Here is a 22955-nt window from a genome sequence, read left to right as displayed (position 1 = left end):
CCCGCCTTTCATTGTTTTCAGCTATCACAATTATCAGGAACCCCCTCAATAAATGCACTTGATAATCATTCGCATTTTGGTAGCATAAAACATAGCAAAGGCTATATTTTTGAGGCAGTGATGACAAACAGTCGCGTTGAAGCTAATACAGGGCGTGCGGCACGCAAGCTAAGACTGGCGCTGATGGGGCCAGCGTTTATTGCCGCCATTGGCTATATCGATCCCGGTAACTTCGCCACCAATATTCAGGCTGGCGCCAGTTTTGGCTACCAGCTGCTGTGGGTGGTGGTCTGGGCCAACCTGATGGCGATGTTGATTCAGATCCTGTCAGCGAAACTGGGGATCGCTACCGGTAAAAACCTGGCTGAACATATACGCGATCGTTACCCGCGTCCGCTGGTCTGGTTCTGGTGGGTTCAGGCGGAAATTATCGCCATGGCTACCGATCTGGCGGAATTCATTGGGGCCGCGGTGGGCTTTAAGCTGCTGCTTGGCGTTTCGCTGCTACAGGGTGCGATACTGACCGGTATCGCCACCTTTTTGATCCTGATGCTGCAACGCCGTGGCCAGAAGCCGCTGGAAAAAGTGATAGGCGCGCTGCTGTTGTTTGTGGCTGGTGCCTATATCGTTGAGTTGATTTTCTCGCAGCCAGACCTGCCAACGCTGGCAAAGGGCATGATCGTGCCCGGGCTGCCGAACGGCGAGGCGGTCTTCCTGGCGGCCGGGGTGCTGGGCGCCACCATTATGCCTCACGTTATCTATCTGCACTCCTCGCTGACTCAGAATCTGCACGGTGGTACCAGGCATCAGCGCTACAGCGCCACCCGCTGGGATGTGGCTATCGCCATGACCATTGCCGGATTTGTTAACCTGGCGATGATGGCGACCGCGGCGGCGGCTTTCCACTTTAGCGGCCACACCGGGGTGGCGGATCTGGATGAAGCCTATCTGACCCTGGAGCCGCTGCTCAGCCACGCCGCCGCCACTATATTTGGTCTTAGCCTGGTGGCTGCCGGTCTGTCATCCACGGTGGTGGGTACTCTGGCGGGGCAGGTGGTGATGCAGGGATTTGTGCGCTTCCATATTCCGCTGTGGCTGCGCCGGGCGATCACTATGGCGCCTTCCTTTGTGGTGATCCTGATGGGGCTGGACGCCACCCGCATTCTGGTGATGAGCCAGGTGCTGCTCAGTTTCGGTATCGCGCTGGCACTGGTTCCGCTGCTGGTTTTCACCAGCGACAAATCGCTGATGGGCGATCTGGTAAACAGCCGCTTGATCAGGCTGCTCGGCTGGCTGATCGTCGCCGTGGTGGTGGCGCTCAACCTCTGGTTACTGATAGGGATGGCAACGGGGAATTCGCGTTGAACGTCCCCTCCTGGTCGGGAGGGGAGGTTTTAGTGATGATGGCGGCCGTGATGCCCATGGCGATCGTGATGACGACGCTCATGATGATGCTTGCGGTAGTGGTGGCGGTCATGATGGCGATACTTCTTATGGCCGCGCCAGGCGTTACGATGGTGCCAGCGGCCGTCATGCCAGCGCCAGTCCCGGTTCCAGCTGTTGCGATCGCGCCAGTGGTGCCCGTCCCAGCGATGACCGCGGTGATCGCGATCGCCAATCTGCAGTTTTACCCCAGGCAGTAGATAAATTTCTCCGGCGTTGGCGAACCAGGGTGTGGCGGCCAGTAGCACAGCGGCAAGAAATAATGACTTCAATTTCATACGAACTCCTTATTATCAGCCGGGTTTATTTCATACCCGTTGTGCTAATTTTAAGGAAGGGTAACGACGTGTTTCATCGCCGCTATTCTTAAATCCTGCGCCGGAGCACTTTTTGTAAAAGTCTGATATTACGCGTTCAGGATGGCCTCGATTTCGGCGCGTTCATCGTTGCTGAACTGACGCATTGCCAGCATGCCCGCGGCATCCTCAATCTGAGCCACCTTACTGGCGCCAATCAGTACCGATGTGACCAGCTCATCGCGCAGTACCCACGCCAGCGCCATCTGAGACAGCTTCTGACCACGGCGCTGCGCCACATCGTTCAGGCGGCGGATGCGCTCCAGGGTCTGGGGCGTGATCTGCTCCGGATTCAGGAACTTACTGGCGCCAGCGGCGCGTGAATCTTCCGGAATCCCGGCCAGATAGCGATCGGTCAACAGTCCGCCTGCCAGCGGTGAAAAAGCGATACAGCCCACGCCGTTCTGCTTCAGCGTATCCAGCAGCCCGTTTTCCGGTTCACGTTCAAACATCGAATATTTTGGCTGGTGGATCAGACAGGGGGTACCCAGGTCGCGCAGAATGGCGAATGCCTGGCGGGCCAGCTCCGGCGGATAGTTAGAAAGGCCGACGTAGAGCGCCTTACCCTGACGCACCAGATGGTCGAGCGCTCCCATGGTCTCTTCCAGCGGAGTTTCCGGATCCGGCCGGTGATGGTAGAAAATATCCACATACTCCAGCCCCATACGCTTCAGGCTCTGGTTCAGGCTGGACACCAGATACTTGCGTGAACCCCAGTCGCCGTAGGGGCCTTCCCACATGGTATAGCCTGCCTTGGATGAGATAATCAGTTCGTCGCGCCACGGGGCAAAGTCGGCCTTTAACAATTGCCCGAAGTTACGCTCCGCCGAGCCAGGAGGCGGTCCATAGTTATTCGCCAGATCGAAATGGGTAATGCCAAGATCGAAGGCGCGGCGCAGTAACTGGCGGCTGTTGTCGATTAGCGTGGAATCACCAAAGTTGTGCCACAGCCCCAAAGAGACCGCGGGCAACTTAAGGCCGCTGTGGCCACAGCGGCGATATTCCATCTGTTGGTAACGGGTATGGCTGGCCTGATAGTTCATGGTCAGAGTCCTGTTTGACTAATTAAAGTGACCGTAGTGTATACGGTTACACTGGCCCTGTGGCAAGTGAATAGGCTTTATAGTTGTGTGGAAATTTAAATTGCCATCATAGGATTATGGTATTTGCCTGGACAGAGGCGGCGGCTACTTAATACTCAGAACAGATACTGACTGAGAAAGGAGCCATTATGCCAATCCACTACAGCGTTGCCGATTATTTGCTGGATCGCCTTGCCGAATGTGATATCGGACATCTGTTCGGCGTCCCCGGAGACTATAACCTCTTTTTTCTCGATCACGTCATCGATCACCATTCGGTGCGCTGGACCGGCTGCGCTAACGAGTTGAATGCCGCCTATGCCGCCGACGGTTACGCCCGCTGTCGCGGCGCGGGCGCGCTGCTTACTACCTTCGGGGTGGGGGAACTGAGCGCTCTGAACGGGGTGGCGGGCAGCTATGCGGAGTACCTGCCGGTTGTCCACATCGTTGGGGCTCCAAAGCGCGAGATCCAACAGCGCGGCGCGCTGGTACACCACACCCTGGGCGATGGCGACTTCCATCACTTCGTGCGCATCGGCGCCGAAATGGCGGCGGCCTGGAGCATTCTGACGCCGCAAAACGCCTGTTCTGAGATTGACCGCGTCATCTGTGCGGCACTGAGCGAGCGGCGCCCGGTCTATCTGCTGCTGCCCTGTGATGTGGCTGAAGCGCCTGCCACACCGCCAGAGTTCTCGCTGGAGATACCAACATATTTTGCCGCACCGAAGCGGCTGGAAGCGCTACGCCTGAGTGTTCAGCAGTTACTGGATAATGCCCCTCGCGTGGCGCTGCTGGCGGATTTCCTGGTGCAACGCTACGGTCTGGACGGTGAGCTACGCAAGTGGATGAGCGAAGCGCCGCTGCCCCATGCCACCACACTGATGGGCAAAGGACTGTTTGATGAGACTCAGCCGGGATTTATCGGTACCTGGAGTGGGGGCGGCAGCGCGCAAAGCGTACGCCAGGCCATTGAAAACGCCGATCTGACCCTCTGCATTGGCGTACGTTTTACCGACACCGTCACCACAGGATTCACTCATCACCTGGAGGAGGCGCGCACCATTGATATTCAGCCGGATGCCGTCAGGGTAGGAAACCGCTGGTTCAGCGGCATCCCCATGGCGCAGTCGGTGGAGGTGATTCAGCAGCTATGCCGCCAGAACCTGCGGGGGCGCGAACTGGATGCGCCATCGCCACCGCCGCTACCGGCCTGTCATGAAGGGCTGCTCGATCAGCATGCCTTGTGGCAAACCCTGCAGGCCTTTATTCAGCCGGGCGATATCGTGCTGGCGGACCAGGGCACGGCCTCTTTCGGCGCCGCTGCGCTGCGTCTGCCCGGGGAGGTTAACTTTATCGCTCAGCCGCTATGGGGCTCGATTGGTTATACGCTACCTGCCGCCTTCGGCGCCCAGACCGCCTGTCCGGATCGCCGGGTGTTATTGATTGTTGGCGATGGCGCGGCCCAACTGACTATCCAGGAGTTAGGAAGCATGCTGCGCGATGGCCTGCGGCCGATTATCCTGGTGCTGAATAACGACGGTTATACGATAGAGCGGGCGATCCACGGTGCCGAACAGCGCTATAACGATATCGCACGCTGGGACTGGACCCGGCTTCCCCAGGCGCTGTGCGTGGACTGCCCGGCGCAAAGCTGGCGGGTGACGGAACGGGTACAGCTGGAAGGGGCGCTCAACAAGGCGGCCTCTTCACGGCGGCTGTCGCTTATCGAGGCGGTACTGCCCCGTCAGGATGTGCCGGAGCTGCTCAGTCGGGTGACCGAATCCCTGGGTTACGCCCAAGAGTCATAACCGTAGCTGAAACGTTTAAGGTTATTCTGTGACGGGGGTCAATATTCACGGGGCATCTGTGCTATGGTCGTTGTTGTTGTCCGGGCTTGATTCTAGAGTATGGACAGACTTTTCAGACTTAAGCGGAGCATCTGACCAATGACCAATTTTGCCCTGGTGGGGGACGTCGGCGGCACCAACGCGCGCCTTGCGCTGTGTTGCCTGGATAATGGCGAAATTTCCCGTGCTAAAACGTATTCCGGGCTGGATTACCCCAGCCTGGAAGCCGTGGTGCGCGTTTATCTGGAAGAACAGAGCGATGTCAGCATTGATAAAGGCTGTATCGCCATCGCCTGTCCGGTCAATGATGACTGGGTGGCGATGACTAACCACACCTGGGCCTTTTCGATTGCGGAGATGCGCAAAAATCTGGGCTTCAGCACCCTGGAAATCATCAACGACTTTACCGCGGTTTCGATGGCGATTCCGATGCTCAGTTCAGAGCACCTGATTCAGTTTGGCGGCGGCAAGCCGGTGGAAGGCAAGCCCATTGCGGTATACGGCGCCGGTACCGGGCTGGGAGTGGCCCATCTGGTGCATGTGGATAAGCGCTGGGTCAGCCTGCCCGGGGAAGGGGGGCATGTGGATTTCTCCCCCAACAGCGAAGAGGAGGATATTATCCTTGAACAACTGCGGGCCGAAATGGGACACGTTTCAGCCGAGCGCGTGCTTTCCGGCCCAGGTCTGGTGAATCTCTATCGCGCTATCGTGAAGGCCGACGGGCGGCAGCCGGAAAACCTGCAACCGAAAGATGTGACCAAACGGGCACTGGACGATAGCTGCACCGACTGTCGTCGCGCGCTGTCGCTGTTCTGCGTGGGGATGGGGCGTTTCGGCGGCGATCTGGCGCTGACCATGGGCACCTTCGGTGGGGTCTATATCGCCGGTGGGATCGTGCCGCGGTTTCTGTCGTTCTTCCAGGCCTCGGGATTTCGCGGCGGCTTCGAAGATAAAGGGCGCTTTAAGTCCTGGGTCGAAGATATTCCGGTTTATCTGATCACCCACGAACAGCCGGGCCTGCTGGGCTCCGGCGCCCATCTGCGTCAGATTCTGGGGCAGGTGCTTTAATGCCGTGCGCCTGGCTTACAGGCGCATCAGCTGGCGAAAGGCCTTTACTCTGCTGCGGCTGACCGGCACCTGAAAATCCAGATCGCGTAGCCGCAGTATGTAGGTATTGTTAAACCAGGATTCGATCTCGCGGATCTTACTGAGGTTGACGCAGTAAGAGCGGTGGCAGCGGAAGAAGTGACCTTCCGGCAGACGGCTGCAAAACTCCGTGATGTTGATCGGCATAATATAGGTCTCACGCCGGGTATAGACGAAAGTCATCTTCTCGTGGGCTTCGGCGTAGTAGATATCATTGATATCGGTCACGATAATCCGTTCGTCTTTGATCAGATTGATCGTGGCGTTTTCGCGCGCAGCGCCACCCTGCGGCTGGTTCTGCTGCTGCCAGGCGTGGTGCAGCTTGTTCAGCATGCTGATAATGCGCGACTCTTCCCAGGGTTTGAGAATATAGTCGAACGCTTCCAGCTCGAATGCCTCTACCGCATGCTCTTTCCAGGCGGTAATAAAAACGACAAAGGGCCGTTTGGCGAATTTGCTGATATTCTGCGCCAGCAGTACCCCGTCGAGAGATGGAATGTTAATGTCCAGGAAGATGGCGTCCACTTCGTGATGCTGCAGATATTTCAGCACGTCCAGCCCGTCGTCAAAGATGCCCACGATCTCCATCTGGCTGTGTTCTTTGATTAACCAGCTCAGCTCCTGCTGGGCCGGGACTTCATCTTCAACGATAATCACTCTCATGCTTCATCCTCCTGCGGGGCCGCACCGGCTCTCGGGACGGTGAAGGCGATTTCGGTGCCGGGCTCCAGGCGGTGAATATGCAGCCCCTCGCCGTAAAGCAGCTTTACCCGGTGGTGTACGTTCAACAGGCCAATCTTATTGCCCGGCATCTCGTTGCTTTCCACCCGGGCGATGACCGCCGGGTCAATGCCATGGCCGGTATCCCGCACGGCAATGCGTACCCGGTTGTCGTACTCGCTAATGCAGATGGTGACCACGCCTTTACCTTTACAGGGCTGAATGCCGTGCACGATGGCGTTTTCGACCAGCGGTTGAATCAGCAGGCTGGGGATCCGGCATTCCACCTCTTCATCAATGTCGTAAATCACCGTCAGCTTATCGCCAAATCGTGCCTGCTCAATGGCGATGTAGTCTTTGATCTGGTACAGCTCGCGCTTGATATCGATGGGTTCGTCGTCATTCAGCTCAATGTTGTAACGCAGATAGCGCGACAGATTAAAAATCAGCTGGCGGGCGGTATCGGGATTCAGCCGAATCGACGATGAAATAGCATTCAGGGCATTAAACAGGAAGTGAGGGTTAATCTTGCTCTGTAGCGCTCGCAGTTCTGCTTTGTTAGCCATTTCGCGCAACTGCTCGGCCCGGGAAACTTCCAACTGGGTAGAGATAATCTGCGACAGTCCTACCGCCATTTCGCGCAGCGAAGAAGTGATCTGGTGGGCGTGGCAGTAGTAAATCTTCAGGGTGCCGGTCACCACCCCTTTTTCCCACAGTGGGATCACCAGCATGGAGTGGATCTCCGGAGTGCGCCAGGCTTCATCATCATTGCGAATAATAATCCGCCCGTAGCGGATAGCCTGGCGGGTGGTGGGGCTGATCTCATCCATATGGCCGCGATAGTTGTCGTGGCCAACTCCGGTGTAGGCCAGCACTTCGGCGGTATTGGTGATCGCCACTGCATCGGCATTGATATCGCGCCGGATGATATCGCAGATCTGATGCAGCGCGTCGCCGTTAATATTACGAAACAGCGGCAGCGTTTTATTGGCAATCTCCAGCGCCAGTTTGGCCTGGCGCGCCGCGCTGGCCTCTTTTTCCCCCTCCACGCTCTGTACCAGCAGTACGATAAAGCCGATACAGACGCTGCCCAGAATCATGGGGATACCGATCTTCGACACAATATCCAGCCCCAGCGCCATATCGGGAGCCAGCAGTACCACCAGCACCATGGTCAGGGTTTCGCACAGCATGCCGCCAAGAATACCGACGCGCCAGTGGTGCGATTTGGGAATACGCAGACTGATCCAGCCAGCGACAAAGCCCGCCACGATACTGGTGATCAGGCAGGGAATAGAGGTAATGCCGTCAATATCGATCAGGTAGCGGTGAATCCCGGCGATAAAACCGGTGATGATCCCCACCCAGGGGCCGAACAGAATACCGCCAGACATCACGGCGATAATGCGCACGTTAACCAGCGAGCCTTCCACCGGCACGCCGGACCAGGTGCTGAACAGTGCGAACAGCGAAAACAAGACCGTCACCGCCATCAACTCTTTGGGCGTATGGGCACGCTTATGCAGCAACTGGCGGAACAGCCGGATGCGAATCAGGAAGAACAGGCAAATCAACATCAGGGCCGCGCGGTCAAATACCGCCAGCAGCATATTGAAAATATCGTGCACCAGGCGCTCGTAACAAAAGGGGAGGGGTTATAGGATAAAAAATCTGGCGCGGGATCGCCAGCCGAAGCCCCATTCAGACGCGCTCCCCGGATAGCAAAACGCAATAACGGTGAAAAAACTCTGCCTGTAGTGCCGTCTGGCTTTAGATATTGCTTATATCAGATACGGTAAGTTAACTGCCTGGTTTTGATCTTAATGTCAGAATAATAATCTTATAATAAATCCGTTTCCCTCTATCCTTCGGTGGATCTTTTTTAATTTGCCTCTCGACAGCATAAAATTTTTCATGGCAGGATGGATAAAGGCCATGCAGTGGCCGCGTCGCTCGGACGGTCCGGGCGCTGACGTGAATAAAGAGGAATCTATGACTGACTCCAGTCCCAAACGCCGTTTCGGGCGTATCGACAGGCTTCCCCCCTATGTGTTTAATATTACCGCTGAACTGAAGATGGCTGCGCGACGGCGCGGCGAAGATATTATCGACTTCAGTATGGGCAATCCGGACGGCGCCACGCCGCCGCATATCGTTGAGAAGCTCTGTACCGTGGCCCAGCGCCCGGATACCCACGGCTACTCCACCTCGCGCGGTATCCCGCGACTGCGGCGTGCGATCTCGCGCTGGTATCAGGAGCGCTATCAGGTAGATATCGATCCTGAAAGCGAGGCCATCGTCACCATCGGTTCTAAAGAGGGGCTGGCGCATCTGATGCTGGCGACCCTGGAGCATGGCGATACGGTGCTGGTGCCAAACCCGAGCTACCCGATCCATATCTACGGTGCGGTGATCGCCGGTGCCCAGGTGCGTTCGGTGCCGTTGGTGGATGGGGTGGACTTCTTTAACGAGCTGGAGCGCGCCATTCGGGAAAGCTACCCCAAGCCGAAGATGATGGTGCTGGGCTTTCCGTCTAACCCCACTTCTCAGTGCGTCGAACTGGAGTTTTTCGAACGGGTTATCGCCCTGGCGAAGCGCTACGATGTGCTGGTGGTGCACGATCTGGCCTATGCCGACATCGTTTACGACGGCTGGAAGGCGCCGTCGATTATGCAGGTGCCGGGCGCCCGCGATGTGGCGGTGGAATTCTTTACGCTTTCCAAAAGTTACAATATGGCAGGCTGGCGTATCGGCTTTATGGTCGGCAACCAGGAGCTGGTGGCGGCGCTGGCGCGCATTAAGAGCTATCACGACTACGGCACCTTTACGCCGTTGCAGGTGGCGGCCATTGCGGCACTGGAAGGCGATCAGCAGTGCGTGCGTGATATCGCGGAGCAGTACAAGCGTCGCCGGGACGTACTGGTTAAAGGGCTGCATGAAGCGGGATGGATGGTGGAATGTCCGAAGGCGTCGATGTATGTCTGGGCGAAGATCCCTGAACCTTACGCCGAGCTGGGCTCGCTGGATTTTGCTCGTAAGTTGCTGAAAGACGCCAAAGTTTGCGTGTCGCCGGGTATCGGCTTCGGCGAATATGGCGATACTCACGTGCGCTTTGCGCTGATTGAAAACCGCGATCGCATTCGCCAGGCGGTGCGCGGCATTAAAGCGATGTTCCGGGCTGACGGGCTGCTGTAACCCAGCGGCAGAAACACAAACAGGAGCCATTGGCTCCTGTTTTTCTTCCCCGGCGGGGTTAATCAAGCATCAGGAAAAAGGTGCCTGCCCACAGCAGCAGAATCACCGAGATGCCCATCAAAAAGTATTTCACGTTACTTTGCTCCGCGTTTCCGCCTGCACGCTTGAATTCACATTTCAATGCTCAAACACAGTACCTGGAAGAGGGCCGATTTAGCGCTCCGCTCCTCTGGCACCATGGCCCGGACGGGTCAGACGGCGCTAATGTACCTGCAAAGCTGGATCGAGACAAGCCTCGCTGCATAGCCTGATAAACATTTGGTGCGGCAGCTGCTTTAGCGTGGTGGCGAAAAGCGCGGCCCTGCTGTTAACACTGTCTGATAACAATGAAATGATGTTTCATTGATTAAGAAAAATCGTATCGCATCGATGGATCAGAAAAATGTCTGGGGGGCTTCTGGTATTCAGACTTTCTTTAATAACAGCCGGTCAGTACATGGCTACTTCCGTCTGGTATCTGTTTGACCCGTGGGACGGCGTGGCGGCATATCAACCTGCGCCGCAGTGGTTAATTTCCACGGCACCAGCGGCGTACAATAAATGCCGCGCCGACGCCGTTAAGCACGCACAGCATAGCGGCTATCCAGATATCTTCCTCTCCGGCCTCGAAGCCGGAGAGGTACCAGAATGTCGGCAGTGTCAGCAACAGGGTAATGGTCAGCCAGGGGATGAGTTGTCGACATGGCATGGTTGTCGCCTCAGCGGAAGAAGGCCGTCGCCTGGCTCAGGGTAATGCCAATACCCCACAGCAGCGGAATTCCCACCATCAGCCAACTGATGATGAGCTGAGGATATTCCGGGTTCGCTTTCCAGTTTATGGCAGGTGACAGCGAGTTTTCCGACGTAGTGACCACCTCGCGCATCCGGTGTTTGTCCGCCACTGGTCGCACCAGCAGCGTGCAGAGCAGGCCGACTATCAGCAGCCCCGATAAGACGATAAGCGTAATATCGTAGACCTGGCGCGGCGGCACGCCGATGCTCAGCTGCCAGTCGCGCAGGTAGTTAACCAGCACCGGGCCGCTAATTCCTGCCGCAGACCAGGCCGTCAGCAGGCGACCGTGGATAGCGCCCACCATCCGGGTACCGAAGGTGTCGGCCAGCCAGGCGGGAATGGTGGCAAAGCCGCCGCCGTACATCGAAATAATGACGCACAACACAATGGCGTACAGGGTGACGTTACCGGCGCTGTTAATCAGCAGTAGCGAACTATAGAGGCTGGCGCCCAGCAGAAAGAAGAGGGAGAAGGTGATTCTGCGGCCGCACAGATCAGATAGCGAGGCCCAGAAGAAGCGCCCCATAATATTGAACAGGCTAAGCAGGCCGGTAAAGCCTGCCGCCAGAGTGGCGATGCGTGCCAGTTGGTCTTTATCAAGCTGCTGCCAGCTGAGATCCAGTCCCAGCAAACGCCCGGCGAAGATCTCCTGCAACATAGGAGAAGCCATGCCCAGTAACCCGATACCGGCGGTGACGTTCAGCCACAGCACCAGCCACAGTAGCCAGAACTGCGGGGTGCGCCAGGCGACATTGACGTGTACCTGAATGGTACTGATGCCGCGGCCAGTTGAAGGCCGGTAGCTTTCGGGAGTCCAGCCTTCGGGCGGTACCCGATAGCTAAGGGTGCCGGTTAGCATAAAGATAGCGTAGAGCAGGGCCAGCGCCAGCAGACTCTGCCAGACGCCATACCCCTGATCGGTGGCGAAAACGGTCATCAGCCAGTCGGCCAGCGGCGCGCCGATCAGCGCGCCGCCGCCAAATCCCATAATCGCCATACCGGCTGCCATGCCCCGTTTATCCGGGAACCAGCGCATCAGCGTAGAGACCGGCGAGATATAGCCCAGACCCAGGCCGATACCGCCAATGGCTCCGGCGCCAAGCCACAGCAGCCATAGCTGGTGGGTGTAAATCGCGAGCGACGACAGCGCCAGGCCGCCGCACCAACACAGGGTTGCTACCATTCCCACTCGCCGTGGTCCCACCTTTTCCAGCCAGTCGCCCCAAAGCGCGGCGGAGGCGCCCAGAAAGACGAAGAACAGGGTGTATGTCCAGCCGAGCATCGATATTTTCCAGTCGCATTCCCGGGTGATGAGCTGCTGCCAGACGCTCATCTCCGCCGGGCAGGTCAGCGGCGCGTTGCCGCCAATCAGCTGTGACATTGGCAACCAGTACACTGAAAAGCCGTAGGCCATGCCGATACACAGGTGCAGCGCAAGGGCCGCAGGCGGAACCCGCCAGCGGTTATAGCCCGGTCGGGCGATGGTGCGCTGCTTACTGAAAAAACCGTGCTCTGCAGTATGAAACGGCAGGTCGCCGACGCTCTGTTGAGTCATATTTCTGCTCCTTGATATGGGATACAACGCCTGGCGATTTAGTAAGCAGAATGGATGCCAGGGGGAGGCTGGCAGGGGCAAAAATGCGAGGAAGAACGATTAAGCGTGGATCAAAAAACGGCGAAATGAACAAGATGGACCATTAAGCAAAACGGATAACCCGGGGGGAGGTCATCACGCTTTCGTATTTTGATAATCAGCAGGATGCAGCGCAGTCCGATATCCTGCGCTACCAGACAGCCTGGAGTGTCTCATATTGAGAACCGCGGGAAGAAAATAAATGCTCAGCTTCCCGTCACCGTGGCGGAACCATCGCGTTTCGCCACCTTAAAATTGCGGGTGTCTTTCGCCAGGTCATCTACCACGCCTTTCATATCGTTCAGTGTCAGCAGCTTACTGGCGTTGGAAATTTGCTTACCCTGGCCTTTACGCACAAACTTCGCCACCACTTTATGGGTTTGCGAATCGATAAGTTCGCCTTCGAAGTAGAGGTGGGTATCCTGGGTTCGATAGCCGGTGACATACTCGGTTCCCGCCAGCGCCAGGGTGATGGGCAGCACCTCATAAAATTGCAGTCCCTGGTTTGAGGTATCTACGGCGGTAATGGCGCTACGGAACACCAGGGTGCCTTTACCCGGTTTATCGACCAGCGGATAGCGTTTCGACACCGCATCCTTCATCTGGATATCGGTATAAGAGAGGATCTTATCCAGCGTCTCTTTACCGATCTGGGTGGTGGGTTTTGGCTCGGGATAATAGACAACCGGCTGATAAATCACGCTGTGATAGTCTTCGGGGTTAAAGTCTTTGGCGATCCAACGCATCACCGGTTTTCCGGAGGCGGTCTCGGCCTCCTCAAGTCCGGAGTAATCTTTCATAAAACCGGAATACTGCTCCGGTGAGGCAAGTTTGCTGGCGCAGCCGCTTAATAAAAGCGCGCAGCCAGCGAATAAAAATGGGACAAAAGTTGAACGCTTCATATCGGCTCCTGGATATAGAGGCGCCAATCATAGCGGTGCCGAAAAAATAGACTACTTAATCATTGTGTTAGCGCATCTAATTTCGTGAGTGGTTATTTCCGATAAAACAAATTAGCGGCTGATAGTTTCCGTAATGAAACATTATAGAGAGATATTAAAAATGTTGTTTTTTTGGGGGGCAGGAATGGAAATACGGATGAATGTGGCGTCCCCTGCAGGAATCGAACCTGCAACTAGCCCTTAGGAGGGGCTCGTTATATCCATTTAACTAAGGGGACGGCGGCGACCAGTATACCTGTTTTTGCCGTCAGGTTAAGCTACCGGTCGCCTGACTGCTTAAAGTATCGCCAGCCGCTATTCCACCTGCGCGCTGCGGGATTTTTTCTGATTCGCCATATCGTTGCGAATCTGGGCGTGGCTAATCAGCGCGAAGATAAAGGTGCCGCCGATAATATTGCCCGCCAGCGTCGGCAGGGCAAAGGGCCACAGGAACTCGCTCCAGCTGGCTTCGCCGTTAAAGACCAGGAAGAAGATCTCGACGCTGCCGACCACGATATGGGTGGTGTCGCCTAAAGCAATAAGCCAGGTCATCAGAATAATGACCCAAATCCTGGCGGAACCGGCGGCGGGCAGCATCCACACCATGGTGCCAATCAGCCAGCCGGAAACAATGGCTTTGGCGAACATCTCCCCCGGGCTGTTATGCATCACCGCCGCGCCGATTTCGCTGAAGGCGGCGCGGGTCGGTTCGTCGAACACCGGCATAAAGTTAATGGCCAGCGCTGCCAGCGCGGTGCCTGCCAGGTTGCCCAGCACCACCAGGCCCCACAGCCGCAACAGTAACAGCAGATTACCCGCGCCGGGTTTATGCATCACTGGCAGCACGGCGGTGACCGTGTTTTCGGTAAACAACTGCTGGCGCGCCATAATCACGATAATAAAGCCGAAGGTATAGCCAAGGCACTCAATCATAAAGGCGCCGGGCACCCCTTCCAGATGGACGTGGAAAATGCCTTTTGCCATTAGCGACGCGCCCATCGACATTCCGGCAGCGATGGCGGACCAGAGCAGCGCCATGGCGTCGCGCTCCAGCTCTTTTTCTCCCTCGTGGCGTATCTGTTCATGGGTGGCCATGGCGCGTGAGGGCAGCGCCTGTTCACGGCGCTCAATCTGTTCGCCTTTTTGCTTCTCTTCGCTTTCGACCTGCTGGTTGTCATTAGACGGGTTCATGATGGTTTTCCCTTCGTTGGTTATCCTGGTATTAAGCGTAGCCGCGCTCTGGCAAAACTATCCGATCACTTTTTGATCTGATTAAAAACATTACCCCTTTATGAGTATCAATCAGGCCCGGCCGGGCTTAGAGCAGGCCAGCGGTGTATGGTATGATTCCCGCGCCCTGAATGATGATGGAGTTCCTCCCCGATGCTTGATGCGCAAAATCTGACCTGCGTTCGTGATGAACGAGTGCTGTTTCAGGCGCTGTCGTTTAGCGTTGGAGCGGGCGATGTGGTGCAGGTTGCCGGTCCTAACGGCGCCGGAAAAACCTCGCTGTTGCGTATCCTGTGCGGGCTGGCCTCTATGGAAGCGGGGCAGGTATGCTGGCGCGATACGCCGCTGCGTCGCGACCGCGAAGGCTACCATCGAGAATTGCTGTGGCTGGGTCATCAGCCTGGGGTGAAAAGCGTGATGACGGCGGATGAAAATCTGCGCTTTTTCCACGCTGGCTCCGATCAGCAGGCACGCTGGCAGGCGCTGGAGGCAGTCGGGCTGGTGGGCTATGAAGATGTGCCTGCGGCCCAACTTTCTGCCGGACAGCAACGGCGGGTCGCATTGGCCCGTCTGTGGCTAAGCACAGCGCCGCTGTGGATTCTGGATGAGCCTTTTACCGCGCTCGATGTCTCCGGGGTTGAAAAACTGACCCAGCGTTTTGAATTTCACGCCGCGCGCGGGGGAATGGTGGTGCTGACCACCCATCAGCCATTACGGCCAATGTCCTGTCCGCTGCGCTGTATTACCCTTGCTCCCAGTGTGATGGAGGAAGGCGCATGATGTGGCAGATCTTCCGGCGCGAGCTGCGGGTGGCGTTTCGCAAAGGGGCGGAGATTATTAATCCGCTGTGGTTTTTCCTGATCGTGATAACGCTGTTTCCGTTAGGACTGGGGCCGGAGCCGCAGATGCTGGCGCGTATCGCCCCTGGCGTGATTTGGGTGGCGGCGCTGCTCTCTTCGCTGCTGGCGATGGAGCGACTGTTTCGCGACGACTGGCTGGATGGCGGCCTGGAGCAACTGATGCTGATGCCGTTACCGCTACCGGCGGTGGTGTTAGCCAAAGTGTGTGCTCACTGGGTGGTGACCGGCCTGCCATTACTGTTACTGTCGCCGCTGGTGGCGATGCTGCTGGGGCTGGATTTTCACAGCTGGCAGATAATGGCCCTGACGCTGCTGCTGGGCACGCCGACCCTGAGCTTTCTGGGCGCCATTGGCGTTGGACTAACGGTGGGGCTGCGGCGCGGCGGCGTGCTGTTGAGTCTGCTGGTGCTACCACTTACCATTCCGCTACTGATTTTTGCCACGGCGGCGCTGGATGCGGCGGCGATGAATCTGCCGGTAAACGGCTATATGGCGATTTTAGGCGCCTTTCTGGCCGGGAGCGCCACCCTGAGTCCTTTTGCCACGGCGGCGGCACTCAGGGTTAGCGTGCAATAACAAAAGAATTTCTGAGCTTTGTGAGCGATAAAACAATGTGGAAAGCATTACATCGACTGGCGATTCCGGAGCGGCTCTATGGCCTCTGCGGGCGCTTTATCCCGTGGCTGGGGTTACTGAGTGCGCTGCTTCTGGTGGTGGGCTGCATCTGGGGCTTTGCCTTCGCGCCTGCGGACTACCAGCAGGGGCAGAGCTATCGCATCATGTATCTGCACGTACCGGCGGCCATGTGGTCGATGGGCATCTACGCCTCAATGGCGATTGCCGCCTTTATTGGCCTGATCTGGCAGATGAAGATGGCCGATTTGGCGGTTGCCGCTATGGCACCGGTCGGCGCTACCTATACCCTGATTGCGCTGATTACCGGCTCTGCCTGGGGTAAGCCGATGTGGGGCACCTGGTGGATCTGGGATGCCCGTTTGACTTCGGAGCTGGTGCTGCTGTTTCTGTACGTTGGGGTTATCGCCCTGTACAACGCCTTTGACGACCGCCGCCTGGCGGGGCGCGCCGCTGGTATTCTGGTGCTGGTGGGCGTCGTAAACCTGCCGATCATCCACTACTCGGTGGTCTGGTGGAATACCCTGCACCAGGGCTCCACCAATATGCAGCAGACTATCGATCCGGCTATGCGGATACCGCTGCGCTGGTGCATTTTCGGGTACCTCACGCTGTTTGTGACGCTGACGCTGATGCGCCTGCGTAACCTTATTCTGATTCAGGAACGCCGCCGCCCGTGGGTGGCCGCGCTGGCGCAAAAAGGGAGGAATGCCTGATGCAACTGGCCTTTAATAGCTGGCAAGATTTCTGGGCGATGGGGGGGTACGCTTTCTACGTCTGGCTGGCGGTCGCAGCAACGGTTGTCGCCCTGTTCGGCCTGGTGGCTCATACCCTGTGGCAGCGTCGTGCGCTGCTGGAAGAGGTTCGCCGTCAACAGTCCCGCGAACGGCGTATTCGCGCGGCGCAACAGAATATTAAGCCTGAGGAAGCATAAGTGAATCCACGTCGAAAAACCCGACTCTGGCTGGCGCTGGCGCTGCTGGCGGGGTTAGCGCTTACTGTCACGCTGGTGCTTTATGCGCTGCGTTCCAATATCGATCTCTTCTATACCCCCGGCGAAATTATCTACGGCAAAGGGGAAAGCCACCTGAAACCGGAGCCCGGGCAGCGCCTGCGGGTTGGCGGCATGGTGATGCCCGGCAGCGTGAAGCGCGATAAAGAGAGCCTGAAGGTGAGCTTTAAGCTTTACGACGCCCGTGGTGTGGTGGATGTCTCTTTTGAGGGCATACTGCCGGATCTGTTCCGTGAAGGGCAGGGCGTGGTAGCCCAGGGGGAGTTTGGCGAAAACAATCATATTGTCGCCAAAGAGGTACTGGCTAAGCATGATGAAAACTATACGCCGCCGGAAGTGAAAGAGGCGATGAAAGAGAACCACCATCGCCCCGCGGAAGCTTATAAGGATAATCACTGATGATGCCGGAAATAGGCAATTACCTGCTCTGCCTGGCGCTGGGCATTGCGCTGGTGCTGAGCATCTGGCCGCTGTGGGGCGCATCGCGTCAGGATGTGCGGCTAATGGCGCTGGCGCGGCCGCTGAGCTGCGCGCTGTTTCTGGCTATTCTCGGGGCGTTTCTGATCCTGGTGTACGCCTTTGTGGTCAATGACTTCACCGTGCTGTATGTGGTGAACAACTCCAATACTGAGCTGCCGGTCTGGTATCGGGTGGCGGCCACCTGGGGGGCCCACGAAGGATCGCTGCTGCTGTGGGTACTGCTGATGAGCGCCTGGACTTGTGCGGTGGCGCTGTTCAGCCGCCGGATGCCGCTGGATTCCGTAGCGCGGGTCCTGGCAGTAATGGGGATGATCAATGTCGGCTTCCTGCTGTTTATTCTGCTGACCTCAGACCCTTTCACCCGCACCCTGCCGGATTTTCCCATTGAAGGGCGCGATCTGAACCCGCTGTTGCAGGATATCGGGCTTATCTTCCACCCACCGCTGCTGTATATGGGCTATGTCGGTTTCTCGGTGGCCTTTGCCTTCGCCATCGCCTCGCTAATGGCGGGCAAGCTGGATACCGCCTGGGCGCGCTGGTCGCGCCCCTGGACTCAGGCCGCCTGGGTGTTCCTGACCATCGGTATCGTACTGGGCTCCGCCTGGGCATACTACGAGCTGGGCTGGGGCGGCTGGTGGTTCTGGGATCCGGTGGAAAACGCCTCCTTTATGCCCTGGCTGGTGGGTACTGCGTTGATGCACTCGCTGGCGGTGACCGAAAAACGCGGCAGCTTTAAGGCCTGGACCGTGCTGCTGGCGATTACCGCGTTCTCGCTCTGCCTGCTCGGTACTTTCCTGGTGCGCTCAGGCGTGCTGGTGTCGGTACACTCCTTTGCCTCGGATCCGGCACGCGGCATGTTTATTCTGGCGCTGCTGGTGATCGTGATCGGCAGTTCGCTGCTGCTCTACGCCGTGAAGGGCAACCGGGTACGGGCCAGGGTCAGCAATGAACTGTGGTCGCGCGAATCCTTCCTGCTGGGCAACAATGTGCTGCTGGTAGCGGCTATGCTGGTGGTGCTGTTGGGCACGCTGCTGCCGCTGGTCCACAAACAGCTGGGACTGGGCAGTATCTCCATTGGCGAGCCCTTCTTTAACACCATGTTCAGCGTGCTGATGGCGCCTTTTGCCCTGATGCTGGGCATCGGGCCGTTGGTACGATGGCGTCGCGATGAACCCCACAAGCTGCGCGGGCGGTTGCTGATTGCGCTGGTGGTTACCGCGTTGCTTGCGTTGCTGCTGCCCTGGCTGTTCCAGGACCGGATCGAAGCGATGACGGTAGTCGGGCTGCTGATGGCCATCTGGGTCTTTGTGCTGGCGCTGATGGAAGTTCATGAGCGTGCCACCGTCAGGCACGGCCTGTGGCGCGGGTTGACGAAACTGTCGCGCAGCCACTGGGGCATGGTGCTGGGCCACGTCGGCGTGGCGGTCACTGTGGTCGGTATCGCCTTCAGCCAGAATTACAGCATCGAACGCGATGTGCGGATGAAGTCCGGCGATAGCGTGAATATCCACCAGTACCACTTCACCTTTCGCGATGTACACGATATTACCGGCCCTAACTACCGGGGCGGGGTGGGAATTATCGACGTCACCCGCAACGGCAAGCCGGAAGCGACGCTGCGTGCCGAAAAGCGCTTCTATAACAGTAATCGGATGATGATGACCGAAGCGGCTATCGATGGCGGTCTGACCCGGGATCTCTACGCTGCGCTGGGCGAAGAATTGGACGATGGCAGTTGGGCGGTTCGTCTGTACTACAAACCCTTTGTCCGCTGGATCTGGTACGGCGGCGTCCTGATGGCGCTGGGGGGCGTGTTCTGTATGCTCGACCCGCGTTACCGTTTACGTAAAACGCTAAAGGGGGCGCGCAATGAATCGTAAAGTGCTGTTTATTCCGCTATTCCTGTTTCTGCTGCTGGCAGCGGCGCTGCTCTGGCAACTGGTGCGCAACGCCGATGGCGACGATCCCACCCGACTGGAATCGGCGCTGATCGGCAAACCAGTGCCGGTATTCCGCCTGGAGTCGCTGGAAAGCCCGGGTAAAATGTACGATCAATCGGTGCTGACCGACGGCAAGCCGCTGCTGCTTAACGTCTGGGCCACCTGGTGCCCCACCTGCCGCGCCGAACATCAGTTCCTGAATGGCCTGTCGGCCCAGGGGATCCGCGTGGTGGGCATGAACTACAAGGACGATCGCCAGAAGGCCGTTCGCTGGTTGAACGAACTGGGCAACCCTTATGCTCTGAGTCTGTTCGACGGCGACGGTATGCTGGGACTGGATCTGGGGGTCTACGGCGCGCCGGAAACCTTCCTGATCGACGGCAAAGGGATCATCCGTTACCGCCACGCCGGCGATCTTAACGATCGGGTCTGGCAGCAGCAGTTGAAACCACTGTGGGATAAATACAGCCGGGAGGCGGGGGCATGAGTCGTTGGTTAATCGGGCTGATGGCCCTGATGATGACGCTCAGTGCCTGGGCGGCCATCGATACTTACCAGTTTAAAAACGAGGCCCAGGAGCAGGAATTCCGCCAGCTTACCGAACAGCTACGTTGCCCCAAGTGCCAGAACAATAGCATTGCCGACTCTAACGCTATGATCGCCGCCGATATGCGCCAGAAGGTGTATGAGCTGCAACAGCAGGGCCAGAACAAACAGCAGATCATCGACTATATGGTGGCGCGCTATGGTCATTTCGTCACTTATGAGCCGCCGCTGACGCCGCTGACCATTTTACTGTGGCTGATCCCGGCGCTGTGCGTGCTGGGAGGCGCGGTGGTGATTGTGATGCGCAGTCGCCGTCGCGGTAAGCGCGATGAGAGCGCCCTGAACGAGCAAGAGCAGCAGCGGCTGAAAGCGTTGCTGGAAAAAGAAAGGAAGGCGCCATGACGCTGCTGATTGTCACTATTATCGTCCTGCTGCTGGCCGTATCTCTGCTGCTGTTTGTGCCCTGGGGACGTGCGCAGAGCCCGGATCGCAACGAAATGAACCGCGCTTTTTATCACGCCCGACTGCAGGAACTGGAACAGGATAATGCGCCGGTCTCACCCGAGCAGCGCGCACGGATGGTCGAAGAGCTTCAACAAAACCTGCTACAGGATATTCCCGACGAACCGGGCTCCCGGGATGCCCGGGCATCCAGCCGCTGGATACTGCTGCCTGCGGTGCTGCTGCTGGCGGCGGTAAGTATTGGCGTATTTCTGAAAACGTCGGGCGTTTCCAAAGTGCGTGAATGGCAGGCGGTGACCCAACAGACGCCGGCGCTGATGCAGCGTGTGATGGATCCCAACGCCCAGCCGCTGAATATGGAAGAGATGGCGCGTCTGGGGTTGGGGCTGCGTACCCGCCTGCAGGATGATCCCACTAACGTTCAGGCCTGGCAGATGCTGGGACGTATCGGTATGGTACTCAACAATGCCAGCACTGCCACCGACGCCTTTGAGCGCGCATGGAAACTGGCGCCGGATAACACCAGCGTCAGGCTGGACTATGCTGAAGTATTGACCCGTTCCGCTGATCCGCAGGATAACCAGCAGGGCGGTGCTATGTTGCGTGAAATGTTGCGCGCCGATCACACCAATATTCGGGTGCTGAGCCTGCTGGCGTTCAACGCTTTCGAACAGAAACAGTACCAGGAAGCTATCGGTGCATGGCAGATTATGCTGCGACTTCTGCCTGCGAACGATGAGCGCAGAGCCGTTATTGAGCGGAGCGTCGCTCAGGCGAAAGTGGAGTCCGGCGTAGACAACGTGAAACTGGCTGTTACAATCACGCTCACACCGGAAGCAAAAAAAACCTTACCCGAGAACGGGATACTGTTTATTTCGGTAACCGATGGCGAATCGAATGTGCCGGTAGCAGTCAAAAAACTGCCGCTGAGCCACTTCCCGCTGTCGCTGACGTTAGATGATACCGACGCCATGATGTCCAACCGGCCATTGTCCGGCCTGCATCGGGGCGTTGTGAAAGTGCATATTTCTCAGAATGGCAGACCCGAGCCGCAGTCTGGCGACTGGCTTGGGGAAAGTGCGACCATTGCGCTGCCAGCCCAGGGGCCGGTGGCGGTTGAAGTGTCGCGGCAGCAGCCTTGAACGCGCCAGTCACATAATACAGGGAGATGCTATGAAAGTTCGCCTGACCGGGCTGGCGATCGCCACCTTACTTTTGGTGGGCTGTGCCAGTTCTTCAGACCCGCAGCAGCAGCAGGGGCGTTCGGATCCTTTCGAAGGATTCAACCGCTCGATGTACAACTTTAACTTTAACGTGCTGGATCCCTACGTTGTACGGCCGGTGGCCGTGGCGTGGCGGGATTACGTGCCGCAACCGGCGCGTAACGGGCTGAGCAACTTCACCAGTAACCTGGAAGAGCCCGCCGTTATGGTGAACTCCTTCCTGCGTGGCGATATCTACAAGGGAATGGTGCACTTCACCCGCTTCTTCCTGAACAGTACCCTGGGGCTGGGCGGCCTGATGGACGTGGCCGGGGCGGCGAACCCGAAACTGCAGCGTACCGAACCGCACCGCTTTGGTAGCACCATGGGCCATTATGGTGTGGGTTATGGCCCTTATATGCAGTTACCGTTCTACGGCAGCTTTACTCTGCGTGAAGACGTCGGCGATATGGCGGACGATCTCTATCCGGTACTCTCCTGGCTGACCTGGCCGCTATCCATCGGTAAGTGGACCATTGAAGGGATTGAAAGCCGCGCCCAGTTGCTGGATTCCGACGGCCTGCTGCGCCAGTCGTCCGATCCCTACATTATGGTGCGTGAGGCTTATTTCCAGCGCCACGACTTTATTGCCAATGGTGGTGAACTGAAGCCGGAAGAGAATCCTAACGCTCAGGCGATTCAGGACGATCTTAAAGACATTGATTCTGAGTAATTGTCGCTTTCTTGTATAAAGAACCGGCTATCATGCCGGTTTTTTATTGTATACAGAAAACCCCCAGCTAGGCTGGGGGTTCCGTGAAGCTTTCAGCTATAAATCAGTTATATAAACCCCTTTTGATTTGTTAAAACACCTTGCGGTCTGGCAACTGCAAGGGTTAAACAAGAAATCAAAAGGGGGTCCCAATGGGGGACGAAAAGAGCTTAGCGCATACCCGATGGAACTGTAAATATCACATAGTTTTTGCGCCGAAATACCGGAGACAGGTGTTCTATGGAGGGAAGCGCAGGGCGATAGGTAAGATCTTAAGAAAGCTGTGTGAATGGAAAAGTGTGAAGATACTGGAAGCGGAATGCTGTGCAGATCATATCCATATGCTTGTGGAGATCCCGCCGAAGATAAGCGTGTCGAGCTTCATGGGTTATCTGAAAGGGAAAAGCAGTCTGATGCTGTACGAGCAGTTTGGAGATCTGAAGTTCAAATACAGGAACAGGGAGTTCTGGTGTCGTGGGTATTATGTAGACACGGTGGGCAAGAACACGGCAAGGATACAGGAATACATAAAGCACCAACTGGAGCAGGACAAGCTGGGAGAACAGTTATCGATTCCGTATCCAGGTAGCCCGTTTACGGGCCGTAAGTAACGAAGTTTGATG

Annotated in this window: 24 protein-coding genes and 1 tRNA gene; 15 read left to right on the top strand and 10 right to left on the bottom strand. The window is 57.2% G+C overall.

Annotated features, from left to right (window positions below):
- The first annotated feature begins 120 nt into the window (after positions 1-120).
- On the top strand, positions 121-1365 hold the full coding sequence (locus SCU88_RS18175) for an Nramp family divalent metal transporter (RefSeq protein ID WP_175341923.1): 1245 nt from the start codon (positions 121-123) through the stop codon (positions 1363-1365).
- A gap of 29 nt (positions 1366-1394) precedes the next feature.
- Here SCU88_RS18175 and SCU88_RS18170 read toward each other — a convergent pair whose 3' ends face one another.
- Positions 1395-1721, bottom strand: a complete 327-nt coding sequence (locus tag SCU88_RS18170) for a DUF2502 domain-containing protein (protein ID WP_138098763.1) — start codon at positions 1719-1721, stop codon at positions 1395-1397.
- Positions 1722-1849: 128 nt separating this feature from the next.
- Complete coding sequence (mgrA, locus tag SCU88_RS18165; protein ID WP_138098761.1) at positions 1850-2842, bottom strand: L-glyceraldehyde 3-phosphate reductase; 993 nt, start codon at positions 2840-2842, stop codon at positions 1850-1852.
- A gap of 188 nt (positions 2843-3030) precedes the next feature.
- Here mgrA and SCU88_RS18160 point away from each other — a divergent pair, with 188 nt between their 5' ends.
- Positions 3031-4689, top strand: a complete 1659-nt coding sequence (locus SCU88_RS18160) for a thiamine pyrophosphate-binding protein (RefSeq protein WP_175341922.1) — start codon at positions 3031-3033, stop codon at positions 4687-4689.
- Positions 4690-4827: 138 nt separating this feature from the next.
- A complete protein-coding gene (glk, locus tag SCU88_RS18155; RefSeq protein ID WP_138098759.1) occupies positions 4828-5796 on the top strand; it encodes a glucokinase in 969 nt (322 codons plus the stop codon).
- A 15-nt stretch (positions 5797-5811) separates the two neighbouring features.
- Here glk and SCU88_RS18150 read toward each other — a convergent pair whose 3' ends face one another.
- Entirely contained in the window at positions 5812-6537 is a 726-nt protein-coding gene (locus SCU88_RS18150; RefSeq protein ID WP_138098757.1) for a LytR/AlgR family response regulator transcription factor, read from the bottom strand.
- A complete protein-coding gene (locus SCU88_RS18145; protein ID WP_175341921.1) occupies positions 6534-8222 on the bottom strand; it encodes a LytS/YhcK type 5TM receptor domain-containing protein in 1689 nt (562 codons plus the stop codon). The genes SCU88_RS18150 and SCU88_RS18145 overlap by 4 nt, the downstream gene beginning before the upstream one ends.
- A gap of 364 nt (positions 8223-8586) precedes the next feature.
- Here SCU88_RS18145 and alaC point away from each other — a divergent pair, with 364 nt between their 5' ends.
- Positions 8587-9789, top strand: a complete 1203-nt coding sequence (gene alaC, locus SCU88_RS18140) for an alanine transaminase (RefSeq protein WP_138098753.1) — start codon at positions 8587-8589, stop codon at positions 9787-9789.
- A 58-nt stretch (positions 9790-9847) separates the two neighbouring features.
- Here the strand turns inward: alaC and ypdK are convergent, their stop codons facing one another.
- From ypdK to SCU88_RS18110, 6 genes are all read right to left on the bottom strand, one after another.
- Entirely contained in the window at positions 9848-9907 is a 60-nt protein-coding gene (gene ypdK, locus SCU88_RS18135) for a membrane protein YpdK (protein WP_421805496.1), read from the bottom strand.
- Positions 9908-10357: 450 nt separating this feature from the next.
- Positions 10358-10537 carry a hypothetical protein gene (locus tag SCU88_RS18130; RefSeq protein WP_138098751.1) on the bottom strand — a complete coding sequence of 60 codons (180 nt, stop codon included), beginning with the start codon at positions 10535-10537 and terminating at the stop codon, positions 10358-10360.
- A 10-nt stretch (positions 10538-10547) separates the two neighbouring features.
- The gene (locus SCU88_RS18125; protein WP_175341920.1) at positions 10548-12176 is read right to left on the bottom strand and encodes an MFS transporter; all 1629 of its coding nucleotides are present in this window, start codon (positions 12174-12176) and stop codon (positions 10548-10550) included.
- A gap of 284 nt (positions 12177-12460) precedes the next feature.
- A complete protein-coding gene (locus SCU88_RS18120; RefSeq protein ID WP_175341919.1) occupies positions 12461-13156 on the bottom strand; it encodes a DUF3313 family protein in 696 nt (231 codons plus the stop codon).
- Between the two features lie 203 nt (positions 13157-13359).
- A tRNA-Arg gene (locus SCU88_RS18115) sits at positions 13360-13434 on the bottom strand.
- Positions 13435-13510: 76 nt separating this feature from the next.
- Positions 13511-14386: a formate/nitrite transporter family protein gene (locus SCU88_RS18110; protein WP_175341918.1), complete on the bottom strand. Its 876-nt coding sequence runs from the start codon at positions 14384-14386 to the stop codon at positions 13511-13513.
- 192 nt (positions 14387-14578) lie between these two features.
- Between SCU88_RS18110 and ccmA the strand changes: the two genes are divergently transcribed.
- The 11 genes from ccmA to tnpA all read left to right on the top strand — a co-directional run bounded on the left by ccmA (position 14579) and on the right by tnpA (position 22943).
- Entirely contained in the window at positions 14579-15205 is a 627-nt protein-coding gene (gene ccmA / locus SCU88_RS18105) for a cytochrome c biogenesis heme-transporting ATPase CcmA (RefSeq protein ID WP_175341917.1), read from the top strand.
- Positions 15202-15861, top strand: coding sequence for a heme exporter protein CcmB (gene ccmB / locus SCU88_RS18100; protein WP_175341916.1), 660 nt, complete (start codon positions 15202-15204; stop codon positions 15859-15861). Before ccmA ends, ccmB begins: the two co-directional genes overlap by 4 nt.
- 35 nt (positions 15862-15896) lie before the next feature.
- Entirely contained in the window at positions 15897-16634 is a 738-nt protein-coding gene (locus tag SCU88_RS18095; protein WP_175341915.1) for a heme ABC transporter permease CcmC, read from the top strand.
- Positions 16634-16852, top strand: coding sequence for a heme exporter protein CcmD (gene ccmD / locus SCU88_RS18090; protein ID WP_175341914.1), 219 nt, complete (start codon positions 16634-16636; stop codon positions 16850-16852). Before SCU88_RS18095 ends, ccmD begins: the two co-directional genes overlap by 1 nt.
- On the top strand, positions 16853-17329 hold the full coding sequence (gene ccmE / locus SCU88_RS18085) for a cytochrome c maturation protein CcmE (protein WP_175341913.1): 477 nt from the start codon (positions 16853-16855) through the stop codon (positions 17327-17329).
- Entirely contained in the window at positions 17329-19290 is a 1962-nt protein-coding gene (locus SCU88_RS18080) for a heme lyase CcmF/NrfE family subunit (protein ID WP_175341912.1), read from the top strand. Before ccmE ends, SCU88_RS18080 begins: the two co-directional genes overlap by 1 nt.
- A complete protein-coding gene (dsbE, locus tag SCU88_RS18075) occupies positions 19280-19837 on the top strand; it encodes a thiol:disulfide interchange protein DsbE (protein WP_138098711.1) in 558 nt (185 codons plus the stop codon). Before SCU88_RS18080 ends, dsbE begins: the two co-directional genes overlap by 11 nt.
- A complete protein-coding gene (locus SCU88_RS18070) occupies positions 19834-20298 on the top strand; it encodes a cytochrome c-type biogenesis protein (protein ID WP_138098709.1) in 465 nt (154 codons plus the stop codon). The genes dsbE and SCU88_RS18070 overlap by 4 nt, the downstream gene beginning before the upstream one ends.
- Positions 20295-21500, top strand: a complete 1206-nt coding sequence (gene ccmI, locus SCU88_RS18065) for a c-type cytochrome biogenesis protein CcmI (protein ID WP_175341911.1) — start codon at positions 20295-20297, stop codon at positions 21498-21500. Before SCU88_RS18070 ends, ccmI begins: the two co-directional genes overlap by 4 nt.
- Positions 21501-21531: 31 nt before the next feature.
- Positions 21532-22293, top strand: a complete 762-nt coding sequence (gene mlaA, locus SCU88_RS18060; protein WP_175341910.1) for a phospholipid-binding lipoprotein MlaA — start codon at positions 21532-21534, stop codon at positions 22291-22293.
- A gap of 191 nt (positions 22294-22484) precedes the next feature.
- Positions 22485-22943: an IS200/IS605 family transposase gene (gene tnpA / locus SCU88_RS18055; RefSeq protein WP_175342350.1), complete on the top strand. Its 459-nt coding sequence runs from the start codon at positions 22485-22487 to the stop codon at positions 22941-22943.
- Positions 22944-22955: the final 12 nt, after the last annotated feature.

Origin of the sequence: Jejuibacter sp. L23, from assembly GCF_050815825.1 — a bacterium.
In the GTDB taxonomy this organism is placed as follows: Bacteria; Pseudomonadota; Gammaproteobacteria; order Enterobacterales; family Enterobacteriaceae; genus Jejubacter; species Jejubacter calystegiae.
This window is presented reverse-complemented; position numbering and strand designations above follow the sequence as displayed.

Coding starts and splice junctions, on each gene's coding strand:
- SCU88_RS18080 (WP_175341912.1), top strand. CDS start 17,329: ATGATGCCGGAAATAGGCAATTACCTGCTCTGCCTGGCGCTGGGCATT.
- SCU88_RS18095 (WP_175341915.1), top strand. CDS start 15,897: ATGTGGAAAGCATTACATCGACTGGCGATTCCGGAGCGGCTCTATGGC.
- ccmA (WP_175341917.1), top strand. CDS start 14,579: ATGCTTGATGCGCAAAATCTGACCTGCGTTCGTGATGAACGAGTGCTG.
- SCU88_RS18150 (WP_138098757.1), bottom strand. CDS start 6,537: ATGAGAGTGATTATCGTTGAAGATGAAGTCCCGGCCCAGCAGGAGCTG.
- ccmD (WP_175341914.1), top strand. CDS start 16,634: ATGCAACTGGCCTTTAATAGCTGGCAAGATTTCTGGGCGATGGGGGGG.
- SCU88_RS18110 (WP_175341918.1), bottom strand. CDS start 14,386: ATGAACCCGTCTAATGACAACCAGCAGGTCGAAAGCGAAGAGAAGCAA.
- SCU88_RS18120 (WP_175341919.1), bottom strand. CDS start 13,156: ATGAAGCGTTCAACTTTTGTCCCATTTTTATTCGCTGGCTGCGCGCTT.
- tnpA (WP_175342350.1), top strand. CDS start 22,485: ATGGGGGACGAAAAGAGCTTAGCGCATACCCGATGGAACTGTAAATAT.
- SCU88_RS18175 (WP_175341923.1), top strand. CDS start 121: ATGACAAACAGTCGCGTTGAAGCTAATACAGGGCGTGCGGCACGCAAG.
- SCU88_RS18125 (WP_175341920.1), bottom strand. CDS start 12,176: ATGACTCAACAGAGCGTCGGCGACCTGCCGTTTCATACTGCAGAGCAC.
- ccmI (WP_175341911.1), top strand. CDS start 20,295: ATGACGCTGCTGATTGTCACTATTATCGTCCTGCTGCTGGCCGTATCT.
- SCU88_RS18070 (WP_138098709.1), top strand. CDS start 19,834: ATGAGTCGTTGGTTAATCGGGCTGATGGCCCTGATGATGACGCTCAGT.
- mlaA (WP_175341910.1), top strand. CDS start 21,532: ATGAAAGTTCGCCTGACCGGGCTGGCGATCGCCACCTTACTTTTGGTG.
- glk (WP_138098759.1), top strand. CDS start 4,828: ATGACCAATTTTGCCCTGGTGGGGGACGTCGGCGGCACCAACGCGCGC.
- mgrA (WP_138098761.1), bottom strand. CDS start 2,842: ATGAACTATCAGGCCAGCCATACCCGTTACCAACAGATGGAATATCGC.
- SCU88_RS18160 (WP_175341922.1), top strand. CDS start 3,031: ATGCCAATCCACTACAGCGTTGCCGATTATTTGCTGGATCGCCTTGCC.
- dsbE (WP_138098711.1), top strand. CDS start 19,280: ATGAATCGTAAAGTGCTGTTTATTCCGCTATTCCTGTTTCTGCTGCTG.
- alaC (WP_138098753.1), top strand. CDS start 8,587: ATGACTGACTCCAGTCCCAAACGCCGTTTCGGGCGTATCGACAGGCTT.
- SCU88_RS18130 (WP_138098751.1), bottom strand. CDS start 10,537: ATGCCATGTCGACAACTCATCCCCTGGCTGACCATTACCCTGTTGCTG.
- ccmB (WP_175341916.1), top strand. CDS start 15,202: ATGATGTGGCAGATCTTCCGGCGCGAGCTGCGGGTGGCGTTTCGCAAA.
- SCU88_RS18170 (WP_138098763.1), bottom strand. CDS start 1,721: ATGAAATTGAAGTCATTATTTCTTGCCGCTGTGCTACTGGCCGCCACA.